Here is a 20,966-nt window from a genome sequence, read left to right as displayed (position 1 = left end):
GAACGCCCCATGGGTGGCTCCACGACACACGCGGTGGGGATATTAGCCGCGCATCATCTGATAACGGTCGGCTGCCTCAATTGCTCGTTGCCGCATTCAAGTTCGACAGGAAGAATTGAGGTCCGCTCCCCGCACGGTTCGTCCGCCGCCCGGTAGGGCTTCCCTGCGGTGCGCGCTCCCAGGAATCCGACCCCGCCCGCAGTGTGGGCGCGTAGCCGAAGGGAGGACCGTGACCTTCGGATTCGCTCCGGCCTCGGCAGCGGCGTCGACATCCGCCGCTTCCGCCAACCGCCTGCTCGAACCCGCGGAATGGGCCGCCGCCGGGATCCCCCTGCTGCGCAGCCCCCGCGAGGTGGTCAGCGGACTGCACGCCCGGCACCATCCGCAGCCGGCGACCGCCGTCATCGCCGTGCTCGACTCGGACGAGCGGCTGCGGGCGAGCGCCTCGTTCGTCCGCCGTCCGGCGCCGGCCGACGGCTGGATGTTCCGCAACGTGCTGCTGGCGCAGTTGCGCCGCATCATCCCGCACGACCTGCGGCGACGGACACCGGTGCGCACGGCGGTGCTGCTCTACTGCCGTGAGGGAGACGCGCGTTGGACGGAGGAGGACGGTGCGTGGATGTGGGGTCTGCGTGACGCGTGCACCCTGCACGGGCTGCGGTGCGGGGCGTACATCACGCTGACCCGTGACGGCTGGCAGGTCCTGGGCGAGGACCGCGGCGGACGCCGCCCGCACTCGGCCTCGGCGCCGGAGCCGTTCGCCACGTCGGAGGCGCCGCCACCGCAGCCGCGTACCGGCGGCGCAGCCTCCGAGATACTGCGCCGCGCGGCGGCGGCTCGCTGAGGCCCCGGCCGAGCGCACACTCCCGGACCCGAGCGCGTACTCCCGGACCCGGGGGCCGCGCCCTACGGCGCGGCTCACCACGTCTGCTGCCCCTGCATGACTCCCGGAGGACGTCTTCTGTGCCTGTACGGCGCCCGAGAGCAGACGGCCCCGGACGACACGCCGAAACCGGGGTACGGCGAACCGGCGGCACGGCTGTGCGATCCCCGGTCAGCGCGACAGCGCTCGTCCGCGACGGCCGGGTGTTCCGTGCTCAAGGCAGGCTGAAGTGCCCGCTGTGCGAAGCCGCCGAATCGGCGTCCGGATCAGTCGCCGGCGCCCTGGCGGGTGCCGCGGCGCCTGCTCAGACGCCCGCGCCGAGGACCGCGTTGATGCGCTGCGGGTCTCCGCAGACGATCAGCAGGGCGTTGGCCCGGGAGTGGGCCAGCGCCAGCGCGCTCGCGGCCGCGGCCTCGGAACCGCCGTTGACGGCGACGACGACCACCGGGCGCGACGCGGCGCGGGCCGCGACGGTGGCGTCCGTGTAGAAGACGTCGTCGCGGGCGTCGTGCTGGGCCCAGTAGGAGGCTTCACCGAAGGACAGCTCGTGGGTGGCCCACGGGTGCTGCTCACCGGTCGTGATCACCAGGATGTCGCCGGGGGCACGACCGGAGTCCAGCAGCAGGTCCACGGCCTCCTCGGCGGCGTCGAGCGCGCCGTCCACGGAAGCCGGGATCAGCTGGATCTGGGGCGTGGCCGGGGCGGCGGCACCGGCGTCGGGGCCCGACGGAGCGGGCTTGGCGGCCACGTCACGCGGGGTTCGCTGCACCGGCGGTGCGGGCCTGAGAGGCCCGGGACGACCGGGACGGGACGGAGCCGCGGGACGGGGGCCGGGTACGGGACGGGGGGTCGGCGCGGTACGGCCGCTGGCCGGAGTGGCGCGGGGACCCTGGGCACTCTCGTGAATCTGAGGCTCCTCGGGAATGAGAGGCATGGGTTGATATTTATCAAACGTTGGTATGGCCCGCGTCAGCGGGTGGCACATGAGTGCGAACGAAACCGTCAGAAATCGAAGCCCAGCTGACCCTCGATTTCCGGAACACTTCCGTCCGCCCAGCTGCGGACCTTCTTGAGGTGCCGCCACTGGGGCAGCGCATCAAGATACGCCCACGACAAACGGTGGTAGGGGGTGGGGCCCCGCTCCGCCAGTGCGGCCTTGTGCACGGGTGACGGATACCCGGCGTTGTCCGCAAAACCGAAGTCTGCATGGTCGATACCCAGTTCGGCCATCATTTTGTCGCGCTGAACCTTGGCGATCACCGAGGCCGCGGCGACCGCCACGCACGACTGGTCGCCCTTGATCACCGTGCGGACCCGCCAGGGGGCGCCGAGGTAGTCGTGCTTGCCGTCGAGGATGACGGCGTCGGGTCGGACCGGCAGGGCGTTCAGAGCGCGCTCGGCCGCGAGCCGCAGGGCGGCGGTCATGCCCAGCTCGTCTATCTCCTCCGGAGAGGCGTGCCCCAGGGCGTACGACGACACCCAGGTGCGCAGCGTCTCGGCGAGTTCGGTGCGTCGTTTGATGGTGAGCAGTTTCGAGTCCGTCAGGCCCTCGGGTGGGCGGCGCAGTCCGGTGATCGCCGCGCAGACGGTGACGGGACCGGCCCACGCGCCGCGCCCCACCTCGTCGACACCTGCAACGATCTTCGCTCCGGTCGTGGCTCGAAGGGAGCGCTCGACGGTGTGAGTAGGCGGTTCGTACGGCATGGCGCCCCTAGATTACGCCGCCCCGAACCGCCTGCGACACCCTGGCCCGCCTCTCGGCGCCCTGGCCCTCGCCGACTCGTGTCAGGAGCCGTCCGGCCGCAGCAGGGGAACCATCAACTGGTCGATCATCTCCTCGACTTCATTGTCCTGCCATTCGCAGCCGCACATCTTGGAGCGGTACATCATCATGGCCGGGAGGGCGTCGAAGACATACCCGTTCGCAGCGTCGGGCCGCACCTCGCCACGCGTGATGCCGCGCTCGATCACTTCCCGGAGCATCTTGATGGTGGGCTCCACGACACCCTCGAAGATGACCGCATGGAAGCGCTCGGCCTGAGTGGTGTCGCACTCGTGAATCACCGAGCGAAGGGCGAAACCGGGACGGGAGAACATCGCGTCGCGGGCCCGCAGGCACAGGGCGAGGAGGTCCTCACGCACGCCACCCTCGTCGGGCGCCTCGTCGAACTCCGGCAGGCCGGCGCGCAGGGCGTCGGCGACAAGGTCCTCCTTTGAGGGCCAGCGCCGGTAGACGGCCGCCTTACCGGTCTGGGCGCCGGCGGCGACGCCCTCCATCGTCAGGCCGTTCCAGCCGACGGTGCTGAGTTGGTCCAGCGCGGCGTCGAGGATCGCGCGTTCGAGCACGGCGCCGCGGCGGCGGGCCGTCTGAGCGGGGGCATCCGCCCAGCTCGGGGTAACCATCGGACTCTCTCCAACGAGCAGAGGAAGCGGGGATTCCGGGGATGGGGGGCGCGCCGGACGGCACCACAGGGGGATGTGCCGAGCGACGCCGCCGTAAGTGAACGCTTGCGTTCACTGTCTGGGACTCACTACCTTTGACGCGACAGTGAACGCGAGCGTTCACTAAGGCACTCGTGGGGGACCCATAGTGACAACCTCTCCATTGCTCAAGGACCAGAAGAAGCCAGGTGCGGCCCGCCGGGAAGGACATCCCGGCATCGCGCTCGCGGTCATCGCGGCCTGCCAACTCATGGTGGTACTCGACGCGACGATTGTGAACATCGCGCTGCCGCACATTCAAGACGCGCTCGAGTTCAGCACCACCGACCTCACCTGGGTCGTCAGCTCCTACACACTCACCTTCGGCGGTCTGCTGCTCCTCGGCGGCCGCGCCGGTGACATTCTCGGCCGCCGCCGGGTCTTCATGACCGGCATCCTGCTGTTCACCCTTGCCTCGCTGCTCGGCGGGTTCGCCCAGGAACCCTGGCAGCTGCTGGCCGCACGCGTCCTGCAGGGCGTGGGAGGCGCGATCGCGTCGCCCACCTCGCTGGCGCTCATCACCACCACGTTCCCCGAGGGGCCGGAGCGCAACCGGGCCTTCGGCGTCTTCGCTGCCGTCTCGGCGGGCGGCGGCGCCATCGGCCTGCTCGCGGGCGGCATGCTCACCGAGTGGCTCGACTGGCGCTGGGTGCTCTTCGTGAACGTGCCGATCGGCGTCCTGATCGCCGTGCTCACCCCGCTCTACATCGGCGAGTCCGAGCGGCACTCCGGCCGCTTCGACATCGCGGGCGCGGTGACCTCGACCGCAGGTATGGCCTCCCTCGTCTACGGCTTCATACGCGCGGCGGACGAGGGCTGGAAGGACAGCCTCACCATCGGGTCGTTCGGGGCCGCGGTCGTCCTGCTGGTGGCGTTCGCGGTCATCGAGTCGCGGGCCAAGGAGCCGATCACCCCGCTGCGGATGTTCGCCGACCGCAACCGCTCGGGCACGTACGTGATCATGCTGAGCCTGGCCGCGGCGATGTTCGGGATGTTCTTCTACATCGTGCTGTTCGTGCAGAACGTGCTCGGCTACACCCCGATCGAGGCCGGGCTGGCCTTCCTGCCCGTGACGGTCGTGATCGCCCTGGGCGCGGGTCTGTCCCAGCGGTTCCTGCCGGTGCTGGGTCCCAAGCCGTTCATGGTCGTGGGCTCGGCGCTCGCGATGATCGGACTGGCCTGGCAGGCACTCATCACCTCGGACAGCTCGTACGCCGGAGGTGTCCTCGGTCCGATGCTGGTGTTCGGCTTCGGCATGGGGCTGAACTTCGTCACGCTGACGCTCACCGCCGTCTCCGGCGTCGCCCAGCACGAGGCGGGCGCCGCGTCCGGCCTCCTCAACGCCACGCAGCAGGTGGGCGGGGCGCTGGGTCTGTCCATTCTGACGACGGTCTTCGGCACGGCGACCAAGAACGAGGCGGAGAAGCAGCTTCCGCAGTTCATGGCCGAGGGCTCCGCCCAGCAGAAGGCGGAGTTCGCCAGCACCCATCAGCTGCCCGCGCCGTGGGGGCACGAGGTACTGGCCCAAGGCATCTCCGCGGCCTTCGTCCCGGCTGCCGCGATGGCCGTCCTGGCCGTCGTCACGGCCTGGCTTGTCATCCAGGTCCGCAAGAGCGACCTGGAGGCACTGGCGGGATCGGCCGGGCCTGGAGTCGGCTGACGCGAGTCCTTCACGAGCCGGCCTCGGCGGCTCGCCGGCAGCCCCGACACGGGCCTGTCGGCGACTGTCGGGCCGGCTCGCGACCGGTCCCGCCGCGCGGCGGCGTACGACAGCGCCCCAGCAATGGAGCAGGACCAGGAACAACGCGAGCAACGCCTTCATCATCACCCCCTGCACGCCGACACTGAGCCTCCGGGACCGTGGACTGTGCGCCCGCCCTGAACACGACGCGCAGCAGTTGTCAGAAGAACGCGCGGACGGTCACGGAGAGTTCCCGAGGTGTACGGAGAGTTCCCGAGACATACGCAGGGCTCGCAGAAGTCGGCGGCAAGGCAAACCCCCGGCGCCCACACGGCAGCACTCTCGCTCGCGCGGCCGGCGCCCCGGTCGCCGGGCTCTAGGCCGACGCGGGCACCCAGTCCGGAAGCGGCTCGGTCCTCTCCGCCCACGCGGCAGGGGGCGCCCCCGCCTTGCCGGAGGCGATCACGCCACCGACGATGGCGCACGTCGTGTCGACGTCACCGCCGACCTGCGCGGTCGTCCAGAACGCCTTCTCGAAGTCGCCGAGACCTCTCGCGGCCGACCAGAGGGCGAAGGGGACAGTGTCGTGGGCCGTCGTACGCCGGCCGCAGCCCAGCACCGCCGCGACCGTGGCGGCGTCGCCGTAGTCGAGCATGTCCCGGGCCCGGCGCAGCCCCGCGCCGACCGCGCTCTTGGGGACCAGAGCGATCACCCCGTCGAGGAGCGCCTCAGCGCTCGGCGGTCCGCCCGGCGCCGCGGCGAACGCGGCGGCAGCGGCGACGGCCATGGCGCCGACGACGGCCTCGCGGTGCTGGTGGGTGGTGTACGCGGAGATCTCCGCCTGGTGAGTCGCCTGCTCGGGATCGTCCGCGTACCAGGCGCCCAGCGGGGCGATCCGCATCGCCGCGCCGTTGCCCCAGGACCCCTGGCCGTTGAAGAGCGCGGCGGCGAGCTCACGCCAGTCGCCACCTTCACGGACGAGCCGCAGGAGGCGATTGACCGCGGGGCCGTACCCCCGGTCGAAGTCGTGGTGCTCGGCGAAGGACCAGGCCAGCGCATCCTGGTCGATGCGGTGGTGAGCGGCCAGCACGGCGACGACGGAAGCCGCCATCTCCGTGTCGTCGGTCCACTGCCAGGGCCCGGGCGGGAGCTCGCGGCGCTTGAGCAGCGGGTAGTGCACCGGCACGAAGTACTGGGAGCCGAGGGCGTCCCCGACGGACAGTCCGCGCAGGGCGGCCAGGGCGCGGTCCAGGCGCACGTCGGGGGAGAAGTCAGCGGTCATCGCCCTGCCACTCTATCCGGAGATCCCGTACGGCTCTGGCTCCCGCCAGCGATCGAACGGCCGGTCCAGCGTGTACTTGCCGTCGTCTCCCAGAACGAGCATCCTCACCTCGCCGTTCCCCGGATTCGACAGCGACTCGAACTCCGCGACCGTCCAGTGGAACCACCGCATGCAGAACAGCCGCATGGCCAGCCCGTGGGTCACGATGAGCACGTTCGGCGGGTGGCCGGGGTCCTCGAAACTGCGGAACAGACTCTCCAGGAAGCCGCCGACCCGGTCGTAGACGTCGGCGCCGGACTCCCCCTGGGCGAAGCGGTAGAAGAAGTGGCCGTACGCGTCCCGGTAGGCCTTCTGGAGGCGGACCTCGTCCCGGTCCTGCCAGTTTCCCCAGTCCTGCTCGCGCAGCCGGGGCTCCTCGCGTACGCGTATGCGACCGGGGTCGAGACGGAAGGCGCGCAGTGTCTCGTGGGTGCGCCGGTACGGGGAGACGTAGACGCTGACGCGTTCGTCGCCGAACAGTTCGCGCAGCTGCTCACCCGTCGCCTCCGCCTGCCGTCGACCGCGGTCGGTCAGGGCCAGGGCGTGGTCGGGTTCACGCTCGTACACGGAGTCATCAACATTGCCCGTTGACTCGCCGTGCCGGACAAGGACGATGCGCCGTGGTCGTGCCATGCCAAAACCCTAGATCGGGTGAGGGCCCGCAGAGCACCCGGACGGTGCCCATACAGCGTAGGTCACACGGATTCCCCACCCCGGGGCGCCCGCAGGACGAGCCCTACAGTTCCCTGATCCGCCGGGTTCCCGGGTCCACCGTGATCCGCGACGGCCCTGGTCACACGGTCCAGCTCGGCTCCATGTCCACGACTGCACCGGTCAGCGCCGCCACGTCCGCCTCCGTCTGGGCCCGCAGGGCGAGCCGTTCCACCCGTTCGGTGCGGTACTTGCCGTGCTCGGCGGCCGACCGCCACATCGACAGCACCAGGTACTCGTGGCCCGGCGCCTCGCCGAACAGCCCGCGCACCATGCCGGGCGAGCCGGCCATCGCAGGATTCCAGACCTTCTCCTGCATCAGCACGAAGTGCTCGGCCCGTTCCTCGTGGACCCGGCAGAGCGCGACGCGCAGCAGGTCGGCGTCCGTGAAGCGCGGCTCGAAGCCGGTCTTCACGTCGAACCGGTAGTCGAAGAGCCTGACCCGGGCGTCCTTGAAGGTGCCCGACTGGGCCGTTGCGAGCCGGTCGTGGGACCGCGCCATGAACGAGTCGTAGAAGGCACGGCTCTCCCAGAACGCGAAGATGTGCGCCACGTCCGGTCGCCCCCGGCTCCAGCCACCCCCCTGCCCGCGAAACCCCGGCTCCCCCAGAAGCCCCGCCCACTTCCGCTGCCCCCGCTCGAACCCACGGCGGTCCACCACGGTGCAGCGAATCCACTTGACCAGCACCGCGCCATGGTAAGGCCAGGGAGCGTGGCGCCGGTCACTCTCGGCTGGACCACTCCTCCCCGGTGGCACGCGCGCGCGTGGCAGGATGGACAAACAGTCGTGAGCGCCCGGCAGTTGGGGTGAACGGGCGGGTCGGTACGGAGAAGGGGACGCCGGTGGACGGGCTCAACAAGGGGCTGCGCAAGGTCGAGATCGCGGTGCGGTGGGATCCCAGTCCGGCGGGGCAGCCCTCCACGGACCTGGATCTCGTCGCGGCGACGTATCCGGCGGACGATCCGCACGGCGACCCCGCCTACGTGGTGCACTTCGACAGCCGCTCCCCCGACGGCACCATCTATCTCAACCGGGACAGCAAGGACGGTCAGGGCTTCGGCTTCGACGAGGTCATGACGCTGGAGCTGGAGCGGCTCGACCCCCGGTACGCGCGCGTGGTGGTCGGTGTCGTCATCCAGCAGCGCCCGGCGGAACGCACCTTCGTCAGCGTCGTCAACCCCGGCCTGCGGATTCGGGAGGGGTACGACGTGCTCGCCGAGGACGACTTCGGTGGAGTCCTCGGAGCCACGGCGGCCACGGTCGCGGAGTTCGTCCGGGAAGGATCCGGCCCCTGGCGCTTCCGTCCCGGCCTGCGCGGTTTCGAGGGCGACCCCGTGACGTTCACCAGGACGATGGGCGCGGCGGGCCGGCCCTGACCGCGCCGGCCCGCGCGGCTCGTTCCGGCGCCCGCGGAGAGCAGTGACGACGAGAGGGGCACCGCCCGAAGGCGGTGCCCCTCTGTCATCGGCTCAGGCGCCCGGCGTCAGCTGCAGCCGCTGGTCGAGCCGCAGCCCTCGCAGATGTAGCAGGAACCGGCGCGCTGCATCTTCGTCCCGCAGGAGAAGCAGAGCGGGGCGTCGGCCTGGATGCCCAGCTGCATCTCGACCAGTTCCGCACTGGTGTGGGCCTGCTGCGGGGCGGGCTTGGCAGCCTCTTCCACCTTCGGGGCGGAGACGGCCTTCAGCTCCTGGGCGCGCGGCGCCGACTGGGCCAGGCCCTCGACGTCGACCTCGTCCTCGGACGGCTCGTAGGAACCGGTCTCCAGGTGACGCTGGCGCTCCTCGGCGGAGTGGATGCCGAGCGCGGAGCGCGTCTCGAAGGGCAGGAAGTCCAGCGCCAGGCGGCGGAAGATGTAGTCGACGATCGACTGCGCCATCCGCACGTCCGGGTCGTCCGTCATACCGGCCGGCTCGAAGCGCATGTTCGTGAACTTCGAGACGTATGTCTCCAGCGGCACGCCGTACTGGAGGCCGACCGAGACGGCGATGGAGAAGGCGTCCATCATGCCCGCGAGGGTCGAGCCCTGCTTGGACATCTTCAGGAAGACCTCGCCGAGACCGTCGTCCGGGTAGGAGTTGGCCGTCATGTAGCCCTCGGCACCGCCGACGGTGAAGGACGTGGTGATGCCGGGGCGTCCCTTCGGCAGGCGCTTGCGGACCGGGCGGTACTCGACGACCTTCTCGACCGCGGTACGGATCGTCTCCTCGGTCTTCTCGGTGATCTCCGCCTTCTCCTTCTCCTTGGTCTTGGCGGAGAGGGGCTGGCCGACCTTGCAGTTGTCGCGGTAGATCGCGAGCGCCTTGACGCCCAGCTTCCAGGCCTCGAAGTAGATCTCCTCGACCTCCTCGACGGTCGCCGTCTCCGGCATGTTGACCGTCTTGGAGATGGCGCCGGAGATCCACGGCTGGATCGCGGCCATCATGCGGACGTGGCCCATCGGGGAGATGGCCCGCTCGCCCATGGCGCAGTCGAAGACCTCGTAGTGCTCGGGCTTGAGGCCCGGGGCGTCGATCACGTTGCCGTTCTCGGCGATGTGGGCGACGATCGCCTCGATCTGCTCCTCGAGGTAGCCGAGACGGCGCAGGGCCTGCGGCACGGTGCCGTTGACGATCTGCATCGAGCCGCCGCCGACCAGCTTCTTGAACTTGACCAGCGCGAGGTCGGGCTCGACACCGGTGGTGTCGCAGGACATCGCGAGACCGATGGTGCCGGTCGGGGCGAGCACGGACGCCTGCGAGTTACGGAACCCGTTCTTCTCGCCCAGGCGCAGGACGTCGCCCCAGGCCTCGCTGGCGGCGGCCCACACCGGGGTGTCCAGGTCGTCCATGCGGACGGCCTTGTCGTTGGCGTCGGAGTGCTGCTTCATGACGCGCTTGTGGGCGTCGGCGTTGCGGGCGTAGCCGTCGTACGGGCCGACCACCGAGGCGAGCTCGGCGGAGCGGCGGTAGGCCGTGCCGGTCATCAGGGAGGTGATGGCGCCGGCGAGGGCGCGGCCGCCGTCGGAGTCGTAGGCGTGGCCGGTGGCCATCAGCAGGGCGCCGAGGTTGGCGTAGCCGATGCCGAGCTGGCGGAACGCGCGCGTGTTCTCGCCGATCTTCTGGGTCGGGAAGTCCGCGAAGCAGATCGAGATGTCCATCGCGGTGATGACCAGCTCGACGACCTTCTGGAAGCGCTCGGCCTCGAAGGACTGGTTGCCCTTGCCGTCGTCCTTGAGGAACTTCATCAGGTTCAGCGAGGCAAGGTTGCAGGACGTGTTGTCCAGGTGCATGTACTCGCTGCACGGGTTCGACGCGGTGATCCGGCCGGACTCGGGGCAGGTGTGCCAGTTGTTGATGGTGTCGTCGTACTGGATGCCGGGGTCGGCACAGGCCCAGGCGGCCTCGGCGATCTTGCGGAAGAGCGCCTTGGCGTCGACCTCCTCGATGACCTCGCCGGTCATACGGGCACGCAGGCCGAACTTGCCGCCCTCGTCGACCGCCTTCATGAACTCGTCGTTCACGCGGACGGAGTTGTTGGCATTCTGGTACTGGACGGACGTGATGTCGTCGCCGCCCAGGTCCATGTCGAAGCCGGCGTCGCGCAGGACGCGGATCTTCTCCTCTTCCTTGACCTTGGTCTCGATGAAGTCCTCGATGTCCGGGTGGTCGACGTCGAGGACGACCATCTTGGCGGCGCGGCGGGTGGCGCCACCCGACTTGATCGTTCCTGCGGAGGCGTCGGCGCCACGCATGAAGGAGACCGGGCCGGAGGCGTTGCCGCCGGAGGACAGCAGCTCCTTGGAGGAGCGGATGCGGGAGAGGTTCAGGCCGGCGCCGGAGCCGCCCTTGAAGATCATGCCCTCTTCCTTGTACCAGTCGAGGATCGACTCCATGGAGTCGTCGACGGACAGGATGAAGCAGGCGGAGACCTGCTGGGGCTGCGGCGTGCCCACGTTGAACCACACGGGGCTGTTGAAGCTGAAGATCTGGTGCAGGAGGGCGTACGCCAGCTCGTGCTCGAAGATTTCGGCGTCGGCGGGCGAGGCGAAGTACTTGTAGTCCTCACCGGCCTTCCGGTACGTCTTCACGATGCGGTCGATGAGCTGCCTCAGGCTCACCTCGCGCTGCGGGGTGCCGACGGCACCCCGGAAGTACTTGCTGGTGACGATGTTGACCGCGTTCACCGACCAGAAGTCGGGGAACTCGACGCCGCGCTGCTCGAAGTTGACCGAGCCGTCGCGCCAGTTGGTCATGACGACGTCACGGCTCTCCCAGGCCACCTCGTCGTAGGGGTGGACCCCAGGGGTGGTGTGGATGCGCTCGATACGCAGGCCCTTGCTCGCCTTGGGGCTCTTGGCGCGGGAACTCCGTGCCGGACCGCTCGCCGTCTCTGTCATGCCGCCTCCCTGTACGGGCGAAAACGCCCTGAAGTGCCCCGATGTTCCCGGTGCACGGTGTTCTGTCTGACGCTGCGGGCGCCCACTCACGCCGCCCGCAACAGGTCTTCACATCGCCGCCGCCCGGCCGGTCCCGGAGCTGCCGTCCGGATCCGGCCCGCCGGTCAGTCGGCGGCGCCTGCGGGCTCGGGGACCTGTGCCGCCCCTCCGGGCCCGCGGTCGTCTTCCTGGCTCCCCGCACCCGTGTGCTCGCGGTCGCCGTCGTCCGCGTCGGGGCGTCCCGTCTCTTCCCTGAGCTCCGCGATGGCCGCCTCGAAGTCCTCGAGCGAGTCGAAGGCCCGGTAGACGGAGGCGAAGCGCAGGTAGGCGACGAGATCGAGCTCCTGCAACGGGCCGAGTATGGCCAGCCCCACGTCGTGGGTGGTCAGCTCGGCGCTTCCGGTGGCCCGCACCGCCTCCTCGACGCGCTGGCCGAGCTGGGCGAGCGCGTCCTCGGTGACGGGCCGTCCCTGGCACGCCTTGCGCACACCATTGATGATCTTCGTGCGACTGAAGGGTTCGGTGACGCCGGATCGCTTGACCACCATGAGCGAGCACGTCTCCACGGTCGTGAAACGACGGGAGCAGTCAGGACACTGGCGGCGCCTGCGGATCGACGTGCCGTCATCCGTCGTACGGCTGTCGACGACCCGGCTGTCGGGGTGCCTGCAGAAGGGGCAGTGCATGATCTCCCAACCCTCCTCACAGCAGACTCAATAGCCTCGCTGGACGTCTCGCGCCCCACGAAGCAGCCCCAAGCATAGGCGATGACCATGGCCGCGAAGACCGGGGGGACCACAACTTGTGGGCTGCTGCTGCAATCCAACCACTAGATGTGGGGATTGGCTCATACATCCAGGCCGTACGCGCGTGTCGCACGCGTAGCCGCAGGTGGCGTACGACGGGCTGACCCCACCGGACCCGCGTGTCCCCACGAGACCGCCGATCACACCTCGGAGCGGCTGCCCGCCCAGGGCACGACCGCATCCGTTGACGCGGCACGACCGCGTCCGTTCGCGCGACACGACCGCATCCCTTCACGCGACACGGCCGCGTCCGTTCGCGCGACACGACCGCATCCGTTCGTGCACGGCCGTATCGCTGCGGCACATGCGGAGATACGGTGGGCGCCGCGAGGAGGGGACGTGGGACTCCCGCACAGAAGAGGGCTGGTCCCAGGGCAGGGGAATGCCGGATGGCAGACTGGGGCAGCAGTCCACGAGGCGATCACCCCGGCGGTGAAGAGTACAGCAATGGGCCCTTTTGCCCGCCAGGTGGCCCGGCCGCCAATACACCCGGACACATGATCGCGTCCGGTAATTCGCGTTTTTTCACTCGAACGTGTGTTTGGCGCAACCTTTCGAAAGCAACTACCGTTGTCCAGCAGGGAGACCATCGAGAGGGGCCGACGTGACCACCACCGCAGACAGTGCCGCCATCACTGCCCAGGACCGCTCCCAGGGCCGACTGGAGCCGGTGCATGCGATGAACGAAGCCACGAACCCTGAGGGGCACAAGCGCTCCCTGCCAGGGCGACCTCCCGGCATCCGGGCCGACAGCTCGGGCCTCACCGACCGCCAGCGTCGCGTGATCGAGGTCATCAGGGACTCCGTGCAGCGGCGCGGCTATCCGCCGTCGATGCGTGAGATCGGCCAGGCGGTCGGCCTTTCCAGCACCTCCTCGGTCGCGCACCAGCTGATGGCGCTGGAGCGCAAGGGTTTCCTGCGCCGCGATCCGCACCGCCCGCGCGCCTACGAGGTGCGCGGCTCGGACCAGGCCGCCTCGGTGCAGCCCACGGACACCGCGGGCAAGCCGGCCGCGTCGTACGTCCCGCTGGTCGGCCGCATCGCCGCCGGTGGGCCGATCCTCGCCGAGGAGTCCGTCGAGGACGTCTTCCCCCTGCCCCGCCAGCTCGTCGGCGACGGTGAGCTGTTCGTTCTCAAGGTCGTCGGTGACTCGATGATCGAGGCCGCGATCTGCGACGGCGACTGGGTCACGGTCCGGCGCCAGCCGGTCGCCGAGAACGGCGACATCGTCGCCGCGATGCTCGACGGCGAGGCCACGGTCAAGCGCTTCAAGCGCGAGGACGGCCACGTCTGGCTCCTGCCGCACAACGCGGCGTACGAGCCCATCCCCGGTGACGACGCGACCATCCTCGGCAAGGTGGTGGCCGTACTGCGCCGCGTCTGACAAGCGCGCACCGCGTCGGGCGGGCCGCGCACGGCCGCCCTCTGACCGGGCCCCGGAACCCCTGCGCCGGTTCCGGGGTCCTGCGCTGTCCCCGCCCTGCGCTGTCCCCGCCCTGCGCTGTCCCGGCCCTGCGCTGTTCGCGCCCTGCGCTGTCTGGGGTCCTGCGCTGATCGGGGCCGGTCCGCGTTGCTGTGGTGCCGCGGATGGGGCGTTCCGGCTCGGCGGTGCGCTCAGCCAGGTGGTCGGCCTACGACCCACGGGCCGCAGGCCGGACCTGTGATCATTCGGCCGCTTCCGTCTGTTTCGCCGCCGCGTCGATTGCCGCCAGCGACTTCCGCACCTGGTTGCGGTCCGTCGTGTACCAGAAGTCGGGCAGCGACGCCTTCAGATACCCGCCGTACCGTGCCGTGGCCAGCCGCTGGTCGAGCACCGCGACCACACCGCGGTCGCCCGACGCCCGTACGAGACGTCCCGCGCCCTGCGCCATGAGGAGGGCGGCGTGGGTGGCGGCGACCGCCATGAAACCATTGCCGCCGGCGTCCTCCACGGCCTTCTGGCGGGCGCTCATCAACGGGTCGTCCGGACGCGGGAACGGGATCTTGTCCATCACGACGAGCTGGCAGCTGGGGCCCGGGACGTCCACGCCCTGCCACAGGGACAGCGTGCCGAACAGGCAGGTCTTGGGGTCGGCCGCGAAGTTCTTGATGAGCTCGCCGAGCGTCTCCTCGCCCTGGAGGAGGATGGGGAACTCGGGGATCCGCGCGCGCAGCTCCTCAGCGGCCAGCTGGGCGCCCCTCATGGAGGAGAACAACCCCAGCGTGCGGCCACCGGCTGCCTGGATCAGCTCGGTCAGTTCGTCGAGCATGTCCGCACGGTCGCCGTCGCGGGCGGGACGCGCCAGGTGTTTGGCAACGTAGAGGATGCCCTGCTTGCGGTAGTCGAAGGGCGAGCCGACGTCGATGCCCTTCCACTGCGGGAGGTCGTCGCCCTCCGTGCCTTCCGGGGCGAGGCCCAGGGAGGCTCCCACGCCGTTGAAGTCGCCGCCCAGCTTCAGCGTCGCCGATGTCAGGACCACGGAGCGGTCCGCGAAGAGCTTCTCGCGCAGCAGCCCCGAGACGGACATGGGCGCGACGCGCAGGGAGGCACCGAACCGGTCGTGGCGCTCGTACCAGACCACGTCCCATTCGGAACCGTTGGTGATCCGCTCCGCGACGTCGTGGACGTTCTCCACGGCGGCCAGGGCCTGCTTGCGCACCGCGTCCTCGTCCTGGACCGACTTGTCGCGGGTCGTCCCGATCGCGGAGATGACCGCGCGGCACGCGTCGCGCAGCGCCATCAGTGCGTAGCCGAGGTCCTCGGGGATCTCCTCCAGGCGGCCCGGCAGCGCCAGCTCCATGAGCCGCTCGAAACCCTCGGCGGCCGTCTGGAGCTGGTCGGCGGCCTTCTCGTTGGCGAGCTTCGCGGCGCGGCGCACCGCGCGGTTGACCTGGCCCGGGGTGAGTTCGCCGGTGGCGGCGCCGGTGACCCTCGACACCAGCTCGTGCGCCTCGTCGACGATCAGCACCTCGTGCTGCGGGAGGACCGGCGCGCCCTCGATGGCGTCGATCGCGAGCAGGGCGTGGTTGGTGACGACGACATCGGCGAGCTTGGCCCGCTCGCGAGCCATCTCGGCGAAGCACTCCGCGCCGTAGGCGCACTTCGAGGCACCCAGGCACTCCCTCGACGACACCGACACCTGGGCCCAGGCGCGGTCGGAGATACCGGGAGTGAGGTTGTCCCGGTCGCCGGTCTCGGTCTCGTCGGCCCAGTCGCGCACCCGCAGCAGGTCCTGCCCCAGCTTGCTGGTGGGCGCGGCCGCCTCGAACTGGTCGAAGAGGGCGTCCTCCTCGTCCTGCGGGACGCCCTCGTGGAGACGGTGCAGACAGAGGTAGTTCGACCGGCCCTTGAGCATGGCGAACTCGGGGCGGCGGCGCAGCAGCGGGTGCAGCGACTCGACCGTTCTCGGCAGGTCGCGCTCCACGAGCTGGCGCTGCAGGGCCAGGGTGGCGGTCGCGACGACCACTCGCTCCCCGTGCGCGAGCGCGGGCACCAGGTAGCCCAGGGACTTACCGGTACCGGTGCCGGCCTGGACCAGCAGGTGCGAACCGTCGTCGATCGCTTCCGCGACGGCTTCGGCCATGGCCACCTGGCCAGGGCGCTCCGTGCCACCGACGGCAGTGACGGCGGCATGGAGGAGTTCGGGGAGTGAGGGCTTCGTCATAGCGCGACCACCCTACGACCCAGCACTGACAAACGGGTGATCAAGACGAGGAAGGGGGGTGGGATCAAGACCGTGGACTCCTCGGTGGGGAGTGGGGCGGATGAGCTGGATATGGGGATGGATGCAGGGCTGGGTACAGGTGTGGAGCGCCCGGCGTTGGCGGTGCCGCAGGCACCCCCAACGGTGTGGCAGGCACAAGCGGCGCGGCAGGCACAAGCGGCGCGGCAGGCACGAGCGGCGCGGCAGGCACCAGCCGTGTGGCAGGCCCCAGCGGCGCGGCAGGCACCAGCGGTGTGGCCCGCGGACCGGTTCGGAAATTTTCTGCGGTGGGTGGGAACCGCGGCGGCACGCGGCACGTTCGATGAGTGATGGCGTGGTGACACAGCGCTACAGCAGATGCCGGAGGGATCGGTCTCGGACCATGAGGGCGGCCCGCTTGTCGGGCAGGTCGACCTCGGCGGAGAACCGGAAGCCGGCGGTCAGGAAAGCGGCGACGGAGGGGGTGTTGCGAATGTCGGGTTCCGCGATGACGCGTGCGCAGGAGGGGCGCCGCGCGAGAACGAGATCGGCCACGGCTCGGAGGAGCGTGCTGCCCAGACCGCGCCCGCGGTCCGCGACGGCACCGACCAGAAGGTGAACGCCCGTGTCATGGGGCCGGGCCGCATAGTGGCGGGCCAGCGGATCCAGGTCGGCCCGGTAGATCTCCCAGTAGCTCATCGGTGTTCCGTCCAGCACACCGACGCACGGCACGCTGCGCCCGTCGCCCGCGAGCTGGTCCCGCACGTGGTCCTCGGTCACGCTCGCCGGCCCTGACAACTCCCAGAACGCCGCAGCGGCAGGGTCGTTCATCCAGCGGCTGATGAGCGGAAGATCGCGTTCCATGCGCACGGGCACGAGGTGGAACAGTCCCCTGGGGGTGGCCGCCGGGCCCCACTCGGCCACGTCGTCGAGCAGGTCGTCGTACGGCATGCGGAGGTCGGCCCGGGGTGTCGCGGTCGGGGGAGCGAGGGACACTGCCGAGCCCTGGTCGGCAGTCCGCCTTGACCCGCTGGGCTCGGTCTTCTCCTCCGCGATCAGGGCGAGGAGTTCGTCGGGGAGCCGAAGGTCCATGGTGTCCTCGGTGCCGTCGGCGTCCTCAGAGCCGTCCGCATCCTCGGTGCCGTCCGCGTCCTCGGCGGCGCCCGCGTCGAAGTCCGGCTCGCCTTCGACGCCGGACACGGAACCACGCCCCGGCTCGTGTTCCGATCCGGGCTCGGTGGGCTCGCTGTCGGTGTCGGCAGCGAGCCCAGTCGGACAAGCGGCCCCGGCAGAGACAGGGGTGGCCGTCGGGACGGACGGATCGACGGAAGGCACCAAACGCTCCTCTCAGAAAGGCGGATGGGGCATGTCCTCAGCGATGAAGGAGGTCGGTCATGGTCGGAGGAAGCCGGAGTGATCAGCAGTGCAGGGGGTTGGCGATGGTGACGTAGACGGACTGGGTGTCGACCGGGCCGACGAGTTCGTCGAGGCCGTGCAGGCGGGTGAGCAGGTTGGCCTTGCAGCGCAGTACGGGTGAGTCGAGCAACCGGGCAGGAAGTGAGGAGCGCAGTCGGGCCGGGCCGGAGGCGACGGTCCTGAGGAAGCGACGGAGGGCGGCGAGCAACAGCCGCTCATCGGCGAGCCCTTGAGAACCCAACGCGCCGACGAGACCGAGCACGTTGTTGACGCCCAGGTAGTACGCGAGGCGTTCGTCGGCGACCTCGTCGCGGACGAAGGTGTCGCTCCGCTCCCCGATTCCGGGCAGCCGGGCGTCGAGCTCCGCGCGCCGGGACTCGCGGAAGTAGTAGCCCTGGTTGTCGCGGTACCGGCCGCCCGTGGGCCAGCCTTCGGCGTCCAGTAGGAGCAGCGTGTTCTGCTGGTGCGCCTCCAGGGCGACACCGGCCTCGCCGTCCAGCCACAGGATGGGACGCACCACGTGTTCCAGGTAGCGCAGGAACCACTCGGCGGCAACGGCTCCGCGAGGCCGGCCGGTCCGTCGGGCGATTCCGGTGACGAGTTCGGCCAACCGTGAGCGAAGGACCGGGCCTTCGCCCTCGGAGCGGTCCGAAGCGGTGCCCGGAAGGGTCGGTGGGCACGGGCGCGGTGAGACGAGTCCGGCGACGCAGGAGACATCGTCCGAGGGGCTGAACGGGTTGTGGCGGATGACCACGTCCAGCCCGGGCAGCGGGGTGCCGGCCGGCCCGTCGACGGCGAGCCAGGCCGGGTCGCGCACGATGTCGAAGCCTGGATGGGCGGCCCGCCACTGGTGCCCGAGACCGCTGCGGAGGAGGCGGTGGACCTCTACGCCGCGGTGGAGTTCCTTGCGGAGGTTCTCTCGACGGGAGTTGGTGATGCGCAGCCCCAGGGACAGCTTGAACATGGCGGGGGCGCCGGACCGGTAGACGGTGCGTACGGAGGAGGTGGGATGCCAGGGCTCCCCGTGGGGGCCGAGGTCGCGGAGCTGTCCGTCGTCCATCAGGGCGGCGATCCGCGGACGGTGTCGGATCTCGCGTGCCTGCCACGGGTGCAGGGGCAGCAGGGCGTGGCCGTCCGGCAGCGGCAGTCCGGGTCCGGCCAGAAGGCCGGTCAGAGCGGGGGCCGGGACAGGACGGCCGCGTTCGGTCCAGCAGGAGTCGGTGGCGAGAAGAGAGGGGGCGACAGCCATCCAGTGCAGGGGGAAGGATCCGCGGAGTTCGGGTGAGTACCGCCGGGCTTCGGCCTCGGAGAGACCTTCACGGCTCTTCGGTGTCGGGTGCAGGGGGTGACCGAGGAGGAGTGCCTGTTCTGCGGCCAAGAAGAGGTCGGGGGTGTCGACAGGGTGTTCCTGGCGCTCGCTGACGAAGGTGGTGATGCGACGGAGGGAGTCGGCGACGCCCGCGACAAGAGCGATGCCGTCGTTGTCGCCCGGCACGGCAGCGTCTGCCTTGTGGGCAGGGACATCGCCTGAGGCCCAACCCCCGGTCGGGCTTTCCCTGGTGAGCAAGGCGGCGGCCGTCACGGCGTCGACCGGAGGGGCGTCAACGGGTGCGTCGGCCAGGCGCGGGAGGCCGAAGCGGTGCCAGCCCGTCGGGGACCAGTAGCGGACGGGGACGAGAAGGGCCGTGCCGCTGGCGGGCAGGGGGACGCGGAGGACGCCGTCGAAGGGGGCAGCCTGGCCGGTCTCCCGAACCCAGCAGCGCAGCAGGGTCTCCACGGTTGCCTTGTGGGCGACGAGGTGAGGGTCGGGTTGGCGCAGGGGGTCGGGCGCGGACTGACCGCCGTGCCCCGCCGGGTCGGGCTCCATCGCCTCAAGTCGCTGCTCGGGCAGAGCCGATGCCGATGCCACCGACGTCCCGGGCGGCGGAGAGCCGGCGGAAGATCCTGCCGTGGCGGGGATGTCGGGCGTGGGGATGGCGTTCAAGGATGGCACCTCGGTGGGGGGGTGGTTCGGACCGTCTGGGCCGGGGACGGGGACGGGGACGGCAAGGGTGATTCCCCGCGAACGGTCGGGAGAGCGAGCGCGAGGACCTGCGACGTCAAGGGGCACGACGCGTGCGCGATGTGCCGCCCCGCTGCCGTGTCGTGCCCTGCCATGTCGTGCCCTGCCGTGTCGTGCCCTGCCGTGTCGTGTCCTGTCGGCGCTGCGCCGCTGCCTGGATCGCGTCGGTCAGGCGGTCCAGTACGGCGGCCGCCTGCTCGTCGGTGATCGTCAGGGGTGGCAGCAGTCGTACGACACGGGCGTGGCGGCCGCCGAGCCCGACGATGAGACCGCGCCGCAGGCACTCGCGCTGGACCACGGCGGCCAGTTCGAGCGCTGGTTCCGTCTCCCCCGATGAATCCACCAACTCGACCCCGATCATCAGCCCTCTCCCCCGGACCTCACCCACGCACGCGACATCACCGGAGAACGACCGCAGTTGGTGCAGCATCCGCGCGCCGAGGGACGAGACGCGTTCGGCCAGGCGGTTCTCACGGACGTGGGCGAGTGTCGCCGTGCCAGCGGCCATGGCGAGCTGGTTGCCACGGAAGGTGCCGGTAGGGGTACCGGGTTCCCCGGGGTCGAGGTCGTCGAGGTCGTCGCGGTAGACGACGACGGCCAAAGGCAGGCTGCCGCCGATGGCCTCGGAGAGGACCATCACGTCCGGGGTCACGCCGCTGTGCTCCACTGCCCAGAAGGCGCCGGTGCGCCCGACGCCCGTCTGGATCTCGTCGGCGATCAGCGGGACGGACCGGTCGGCCGTGAGCTGCCGTACTCGCCGCAACCAGCTGTCCGGCACGGGGAACACGCCGCCCTCGCCCTGAACGGGTTCGACGATCACCCCGGCAGGGGGCGCGGCAGCACCGGCGCGCAACAGGTCGGTGCAGTCCTGCGGATACGCCACACGAACGATCGCTGCCTCGTCACCGGAAAGAAGGCCAGGGGCTCGCCCGGCCGCCGCTCGGACCAGCTCGTTTGCCGTCCTTACCGCGTCGTTGCCGGTCGGGCCGCAGAAGCGGACGCGGGCGCGGTCGGCGAGTCCGGGAGGCAGGGTGCGGAAGAGTTCGGTGACGAAGGCGTCCTTGACGGGGGTCGCGAGGTCGAGGGCGTTCAGAGGGGCGCCGGAGTCGAGGACCTTGCGGATGGCTTCCAGGACGACGGGGTGGTTGTGTCCGAGGGCGAGGGCCCCGGCGCCCGAGAGGCAGTCGAGGTAGCGGCGGCCGTCCGCGCCCTCGATCGTCATGCCTCGCGCGCGCACCGGCACGATGGGCAGGGCCCGGGCGTAGGTCCGGGCCGCCGCCTCGCGAGCGGACTGGCGGCGCGGAAACCCCTCTCGCGCGCCACGCGCTCCCCGGGCACCCTCATCCAGAGCCTCAGCGGGGTCATCGTCCAAGGTCTCGGCGGCGTCCTCGTGTAGGCCCCGGTTGGCGCTGGCTTCCGCAACCCTCCCGGAAACCCCGGCCTCCGTACCCCCCGGGGCACCGTCATCCGCTCTTATGGAGCCGTCGCCCGCTTCCACCGCGGTGTCGTCGGCGGGATCACCGGAGAG

At 70.5% G+C, this 20,966-nt stretch carries 16 protein-coding genes; 4 read left to right on the top strand and 12 right to left on the bottom strand.

Annotated elements, in window-relative coordinates; translation table 11 throughout:
- Window positions 1-229 precede the first annotated feature (229 nt).
- Window positions 230-844: a hypothetical protein gene (locus tag CHR28_RS13660; protein WP_094053864.1), complete on the top strand. Its 615-nt coding sequence runs from the start codon at window positions 230-232 to the stop codon at window positions 842-844.
- 343 nt (window positions 845-1,187) lie between these two features.
- On the opposite strand, the gene CHR28_RS13655 is transcribed toward CHR28_RS13660, so the two are convergent.
- The 3 genes from CHR28_RS13655 to CHR28_RS13645 all read right to left on the bottom strand — a co-directional run bounded on the left by CHR28_RS13655 (window position 1,188) and on the right by CHR28_RS13645 (window position 3,286).
- Window positions 1,188-1,817 carry a hypothetical protein gene (locus CHR28_RS13655; protein WP_094053863.1) on the bottom strand — a complete coding sequence of 210 codons (630 nt, stop codon included), beginning with the start codon at window positions 1,815-1,817 and terminating at the stop codon, window positions 1,188-1,190.
- Window positions 1,818-1,885: 68 nt separating this feature from the next.
- Window positions 1,886-2,587, bottom strand: coding sequence for a ribonuclease HII (locus CHR28_RS13650; RefSeq protein WP_094053862.1), 702 nt, complete (start codon window positions 2,585-2,587; stop codon window positions 1,886-1,888).
- 81 nt (window positions 2,588-2,668) lie between these two features.
- On the bottom strand, window positions 2,669-3,286 hold the full coding sequence (locus tag CHR28_RS13645) for a TetR/AcrR family transcriptional regulator (RefSeq protein WP_094053861.1): 618 nt from the start codon (window positions 3,284-3,286) through the stop codon (window positions 2,669-2,671).
- A gap of 187 nt (window positions 3,287-3,473) precedes the next feature.
- On the opposite strand from CHR28_RS13645, the gene CHR28_RS13635 reads away from it, so the two are divergent.
- Window positions 3,474-5,024, top strand: coding sequence for an MFS transporter (locus CHR28_RS13635; protein ID WP_094053860.1), 1,551 nt, complete (start codon window positions 3,474-3,476; stop codon window positions 5,022-5,024).
- Window positions 5,025-5,421: 397 nt separating this feature from the next.
- On the opposite strand, the gene CHR28_RS13630 is transcribed toward CHR28_RS13635, so the two are convergent.
- The 3 genes from CHR28_RS13630 to CHR28_RS13620 all read right to left on the bottom strand — a co-directional run bounded on the left by CHR28_RS13630 (window position 5,422) and on the right by CHR28_RS13620 (window position 7,765).
- Complete coding sequence (locus CHR28_RS13630; protein WP_094053859.1) at window positions 5,422-6,327, bottom strand: ADP-ribosylglycohydrolase family protein; 906 nt, start codon at window positions 6,325-6,327, stop codon at window positions 5,422-5,424.
- Between the two features lie 12 nt (window positions 6,328-6,339).
- Window positions 6,340-6,999 carry a histidine phosphatase family protein gene (locus CHR28_RS13625; RefSeq protein WP_094053858.1) on the bottom strand — a complete coding sequence of 220 codons (660 nt, stop codon included), beginning with the start codon at window positions 6,997-6,999 and terminating at the stop codon, window positions 6,340-6,342.
- Between the two features lie 160 nt (window positions 7,000-7,159).
- Window positions 7,160-7,765 (bottom strand): YdbC family protein, encoded by a 606-nt coding sequence (locus tag CHR28_RS13620; protein ID WP_094053857.1) that lies wholly within the window; start codon window positions 7,763-7,765, stop codon window positions 7,160-7,162.
- 155 nt (window positions 7,766-7,920) lie between these two features.
- Here CHR28_RS13620 and CHR28_RS13615 point away from each other — a divergent pair, with 155 nt between their 5' ends.
- Window positions 7,921-8,454 (top strand): TerD family protein, encoded by a 534-nt coding sequence (locus CHR28_RS13615; RefSeq protein WP_094053985.1) that lies wholly within the window; start codon window positions 7,921-7,923, stop codon window positions 8,452-8,454.
- Between the two features lie 107 nt (window positions 8,455-8,561).
- On the opposite strand, the gene CHR28_RS13610 is transcribed toward CHR28_RS13615, so the two are convergent.
- Together CHR28_RS13610 and nrdR are read right to left on the bottom strand one after the other, a co-directional pair.
- Window positions 8,562-11,453: a vitamin B12-dependent ribonucleotide reductase gene (locus CHR28_RS13610; protein WP_094053856.1), complete on the bottom strand. Its 2,892-nt coding sequence runs from the start codon at window positions 11,451-11,453 to the stop codon at window positions 8,562-8,564.
- 164 nt (window positions 11,454-11,617) lie between these two features.
- Complete coding sequence (gene nrdR / locus CHR28_RS13605; protein ID WP_094053855.1) at window positions 11,618-12,178, bottom strand: transcriptional regulator NrdR; 561 nt, start codon at window positions 12,176-12,178, stop codon at window positions 11,618-11,620.
- A gap of 724 nt (window positions 12,179-12,902) precedes the next feature.
- Between nrdR and lexA the strand changes: the two genes are divergently transcribed.
- Window positions 12,903-13,682 carry a transcriptional repressor LexA gene (gene lexA / locus CHR28_RS13600; protein WP_030845416.1) on the top strand — a complete coding sequence of 260 codons (780 nt, stop codon included), beginning with the start codon at window positions 12,903-12,905 and terminating at the stop codon, window positions 13,680-13,682.
- Window positions 13,683-13,962: 280 nt separating this feature from the next.
- Here lexA and CHR28_RS13595 read toward each other — a convergent pair whose 3' ends face one another.
- The 4 genes from CHR28_RS13595 to CHR28_RS13575 all read right to left on the bottom strand — a co-directional run bounded on the left by CHR28_RS13595 (window position 13,963) and on the right by CHR28_RS13575 (window position 20,810).
- Complete coding sequence (locus CHR28_RS13595) at window positions 13,963-15,942, bottom strand: ATP-dependent DNA helicase (RefSeq protein ID WP_094053854.1); 1,980 nt, start codon at window positions 15,940-15,942, stop codon at window positions 13,963-13,965.
- A 387-nt stretch (window positions 15,943-16,329) separates the two neighbouring features.
- Window positions 16,330-17,160, bottom strand: a complete 831-nt coding sequence (locus tag CHR28_RS13585; RefSeq protein ID WP_373453351.1) for a GNAT family N-acetyltransferase — start codon at window positions 17,158-17,160, stop codon at window positions 16,330-16,332.
- Between the two features lie 217 nt (window positions 17,161-17,377).
- A complete protein-coding gene (locus tag CHR28_RS13580; RefSeq protein ID WP_094053852.1) occupies window positions 17,378-19,243 on the bottom strand; it encodes an IucA/IucC family protein in 1,866 nt (621 codons plus the stop codon).
- A 232-nt stretch (window positions 19,244-19,475) separates the two neighbouring features.
- The gene (locus CHR28_RS13575; RefSeq protein ID WP_179272425.1) at window positions 19,476-20,810 is read right to left on the bottom strand and encodes an aminotransferase class III-fold pyridoxal phosphate-dependent enzyme; all 1,335 of its coding nucleotides are present in this window, start codon (window positions 20,808-20,810) and stop codon (window positions 19,476-19,478) included.
- Between the last annotated feature and the right edge of the window lie 156 nt (window positions 20,811-20,966).

Source organism: Streptomyces sp. XY006 (assembly GCF_002237655.1).
Lineage (GTDB): Bacteria > Actinomycetota > Actinomycetes > Streptomycetales > Streptomycetaceae > Streptomyces > Streptomyces levis.
This window is presented reverse-complemented; position numbering and strand designations above follow the sequence as displayed.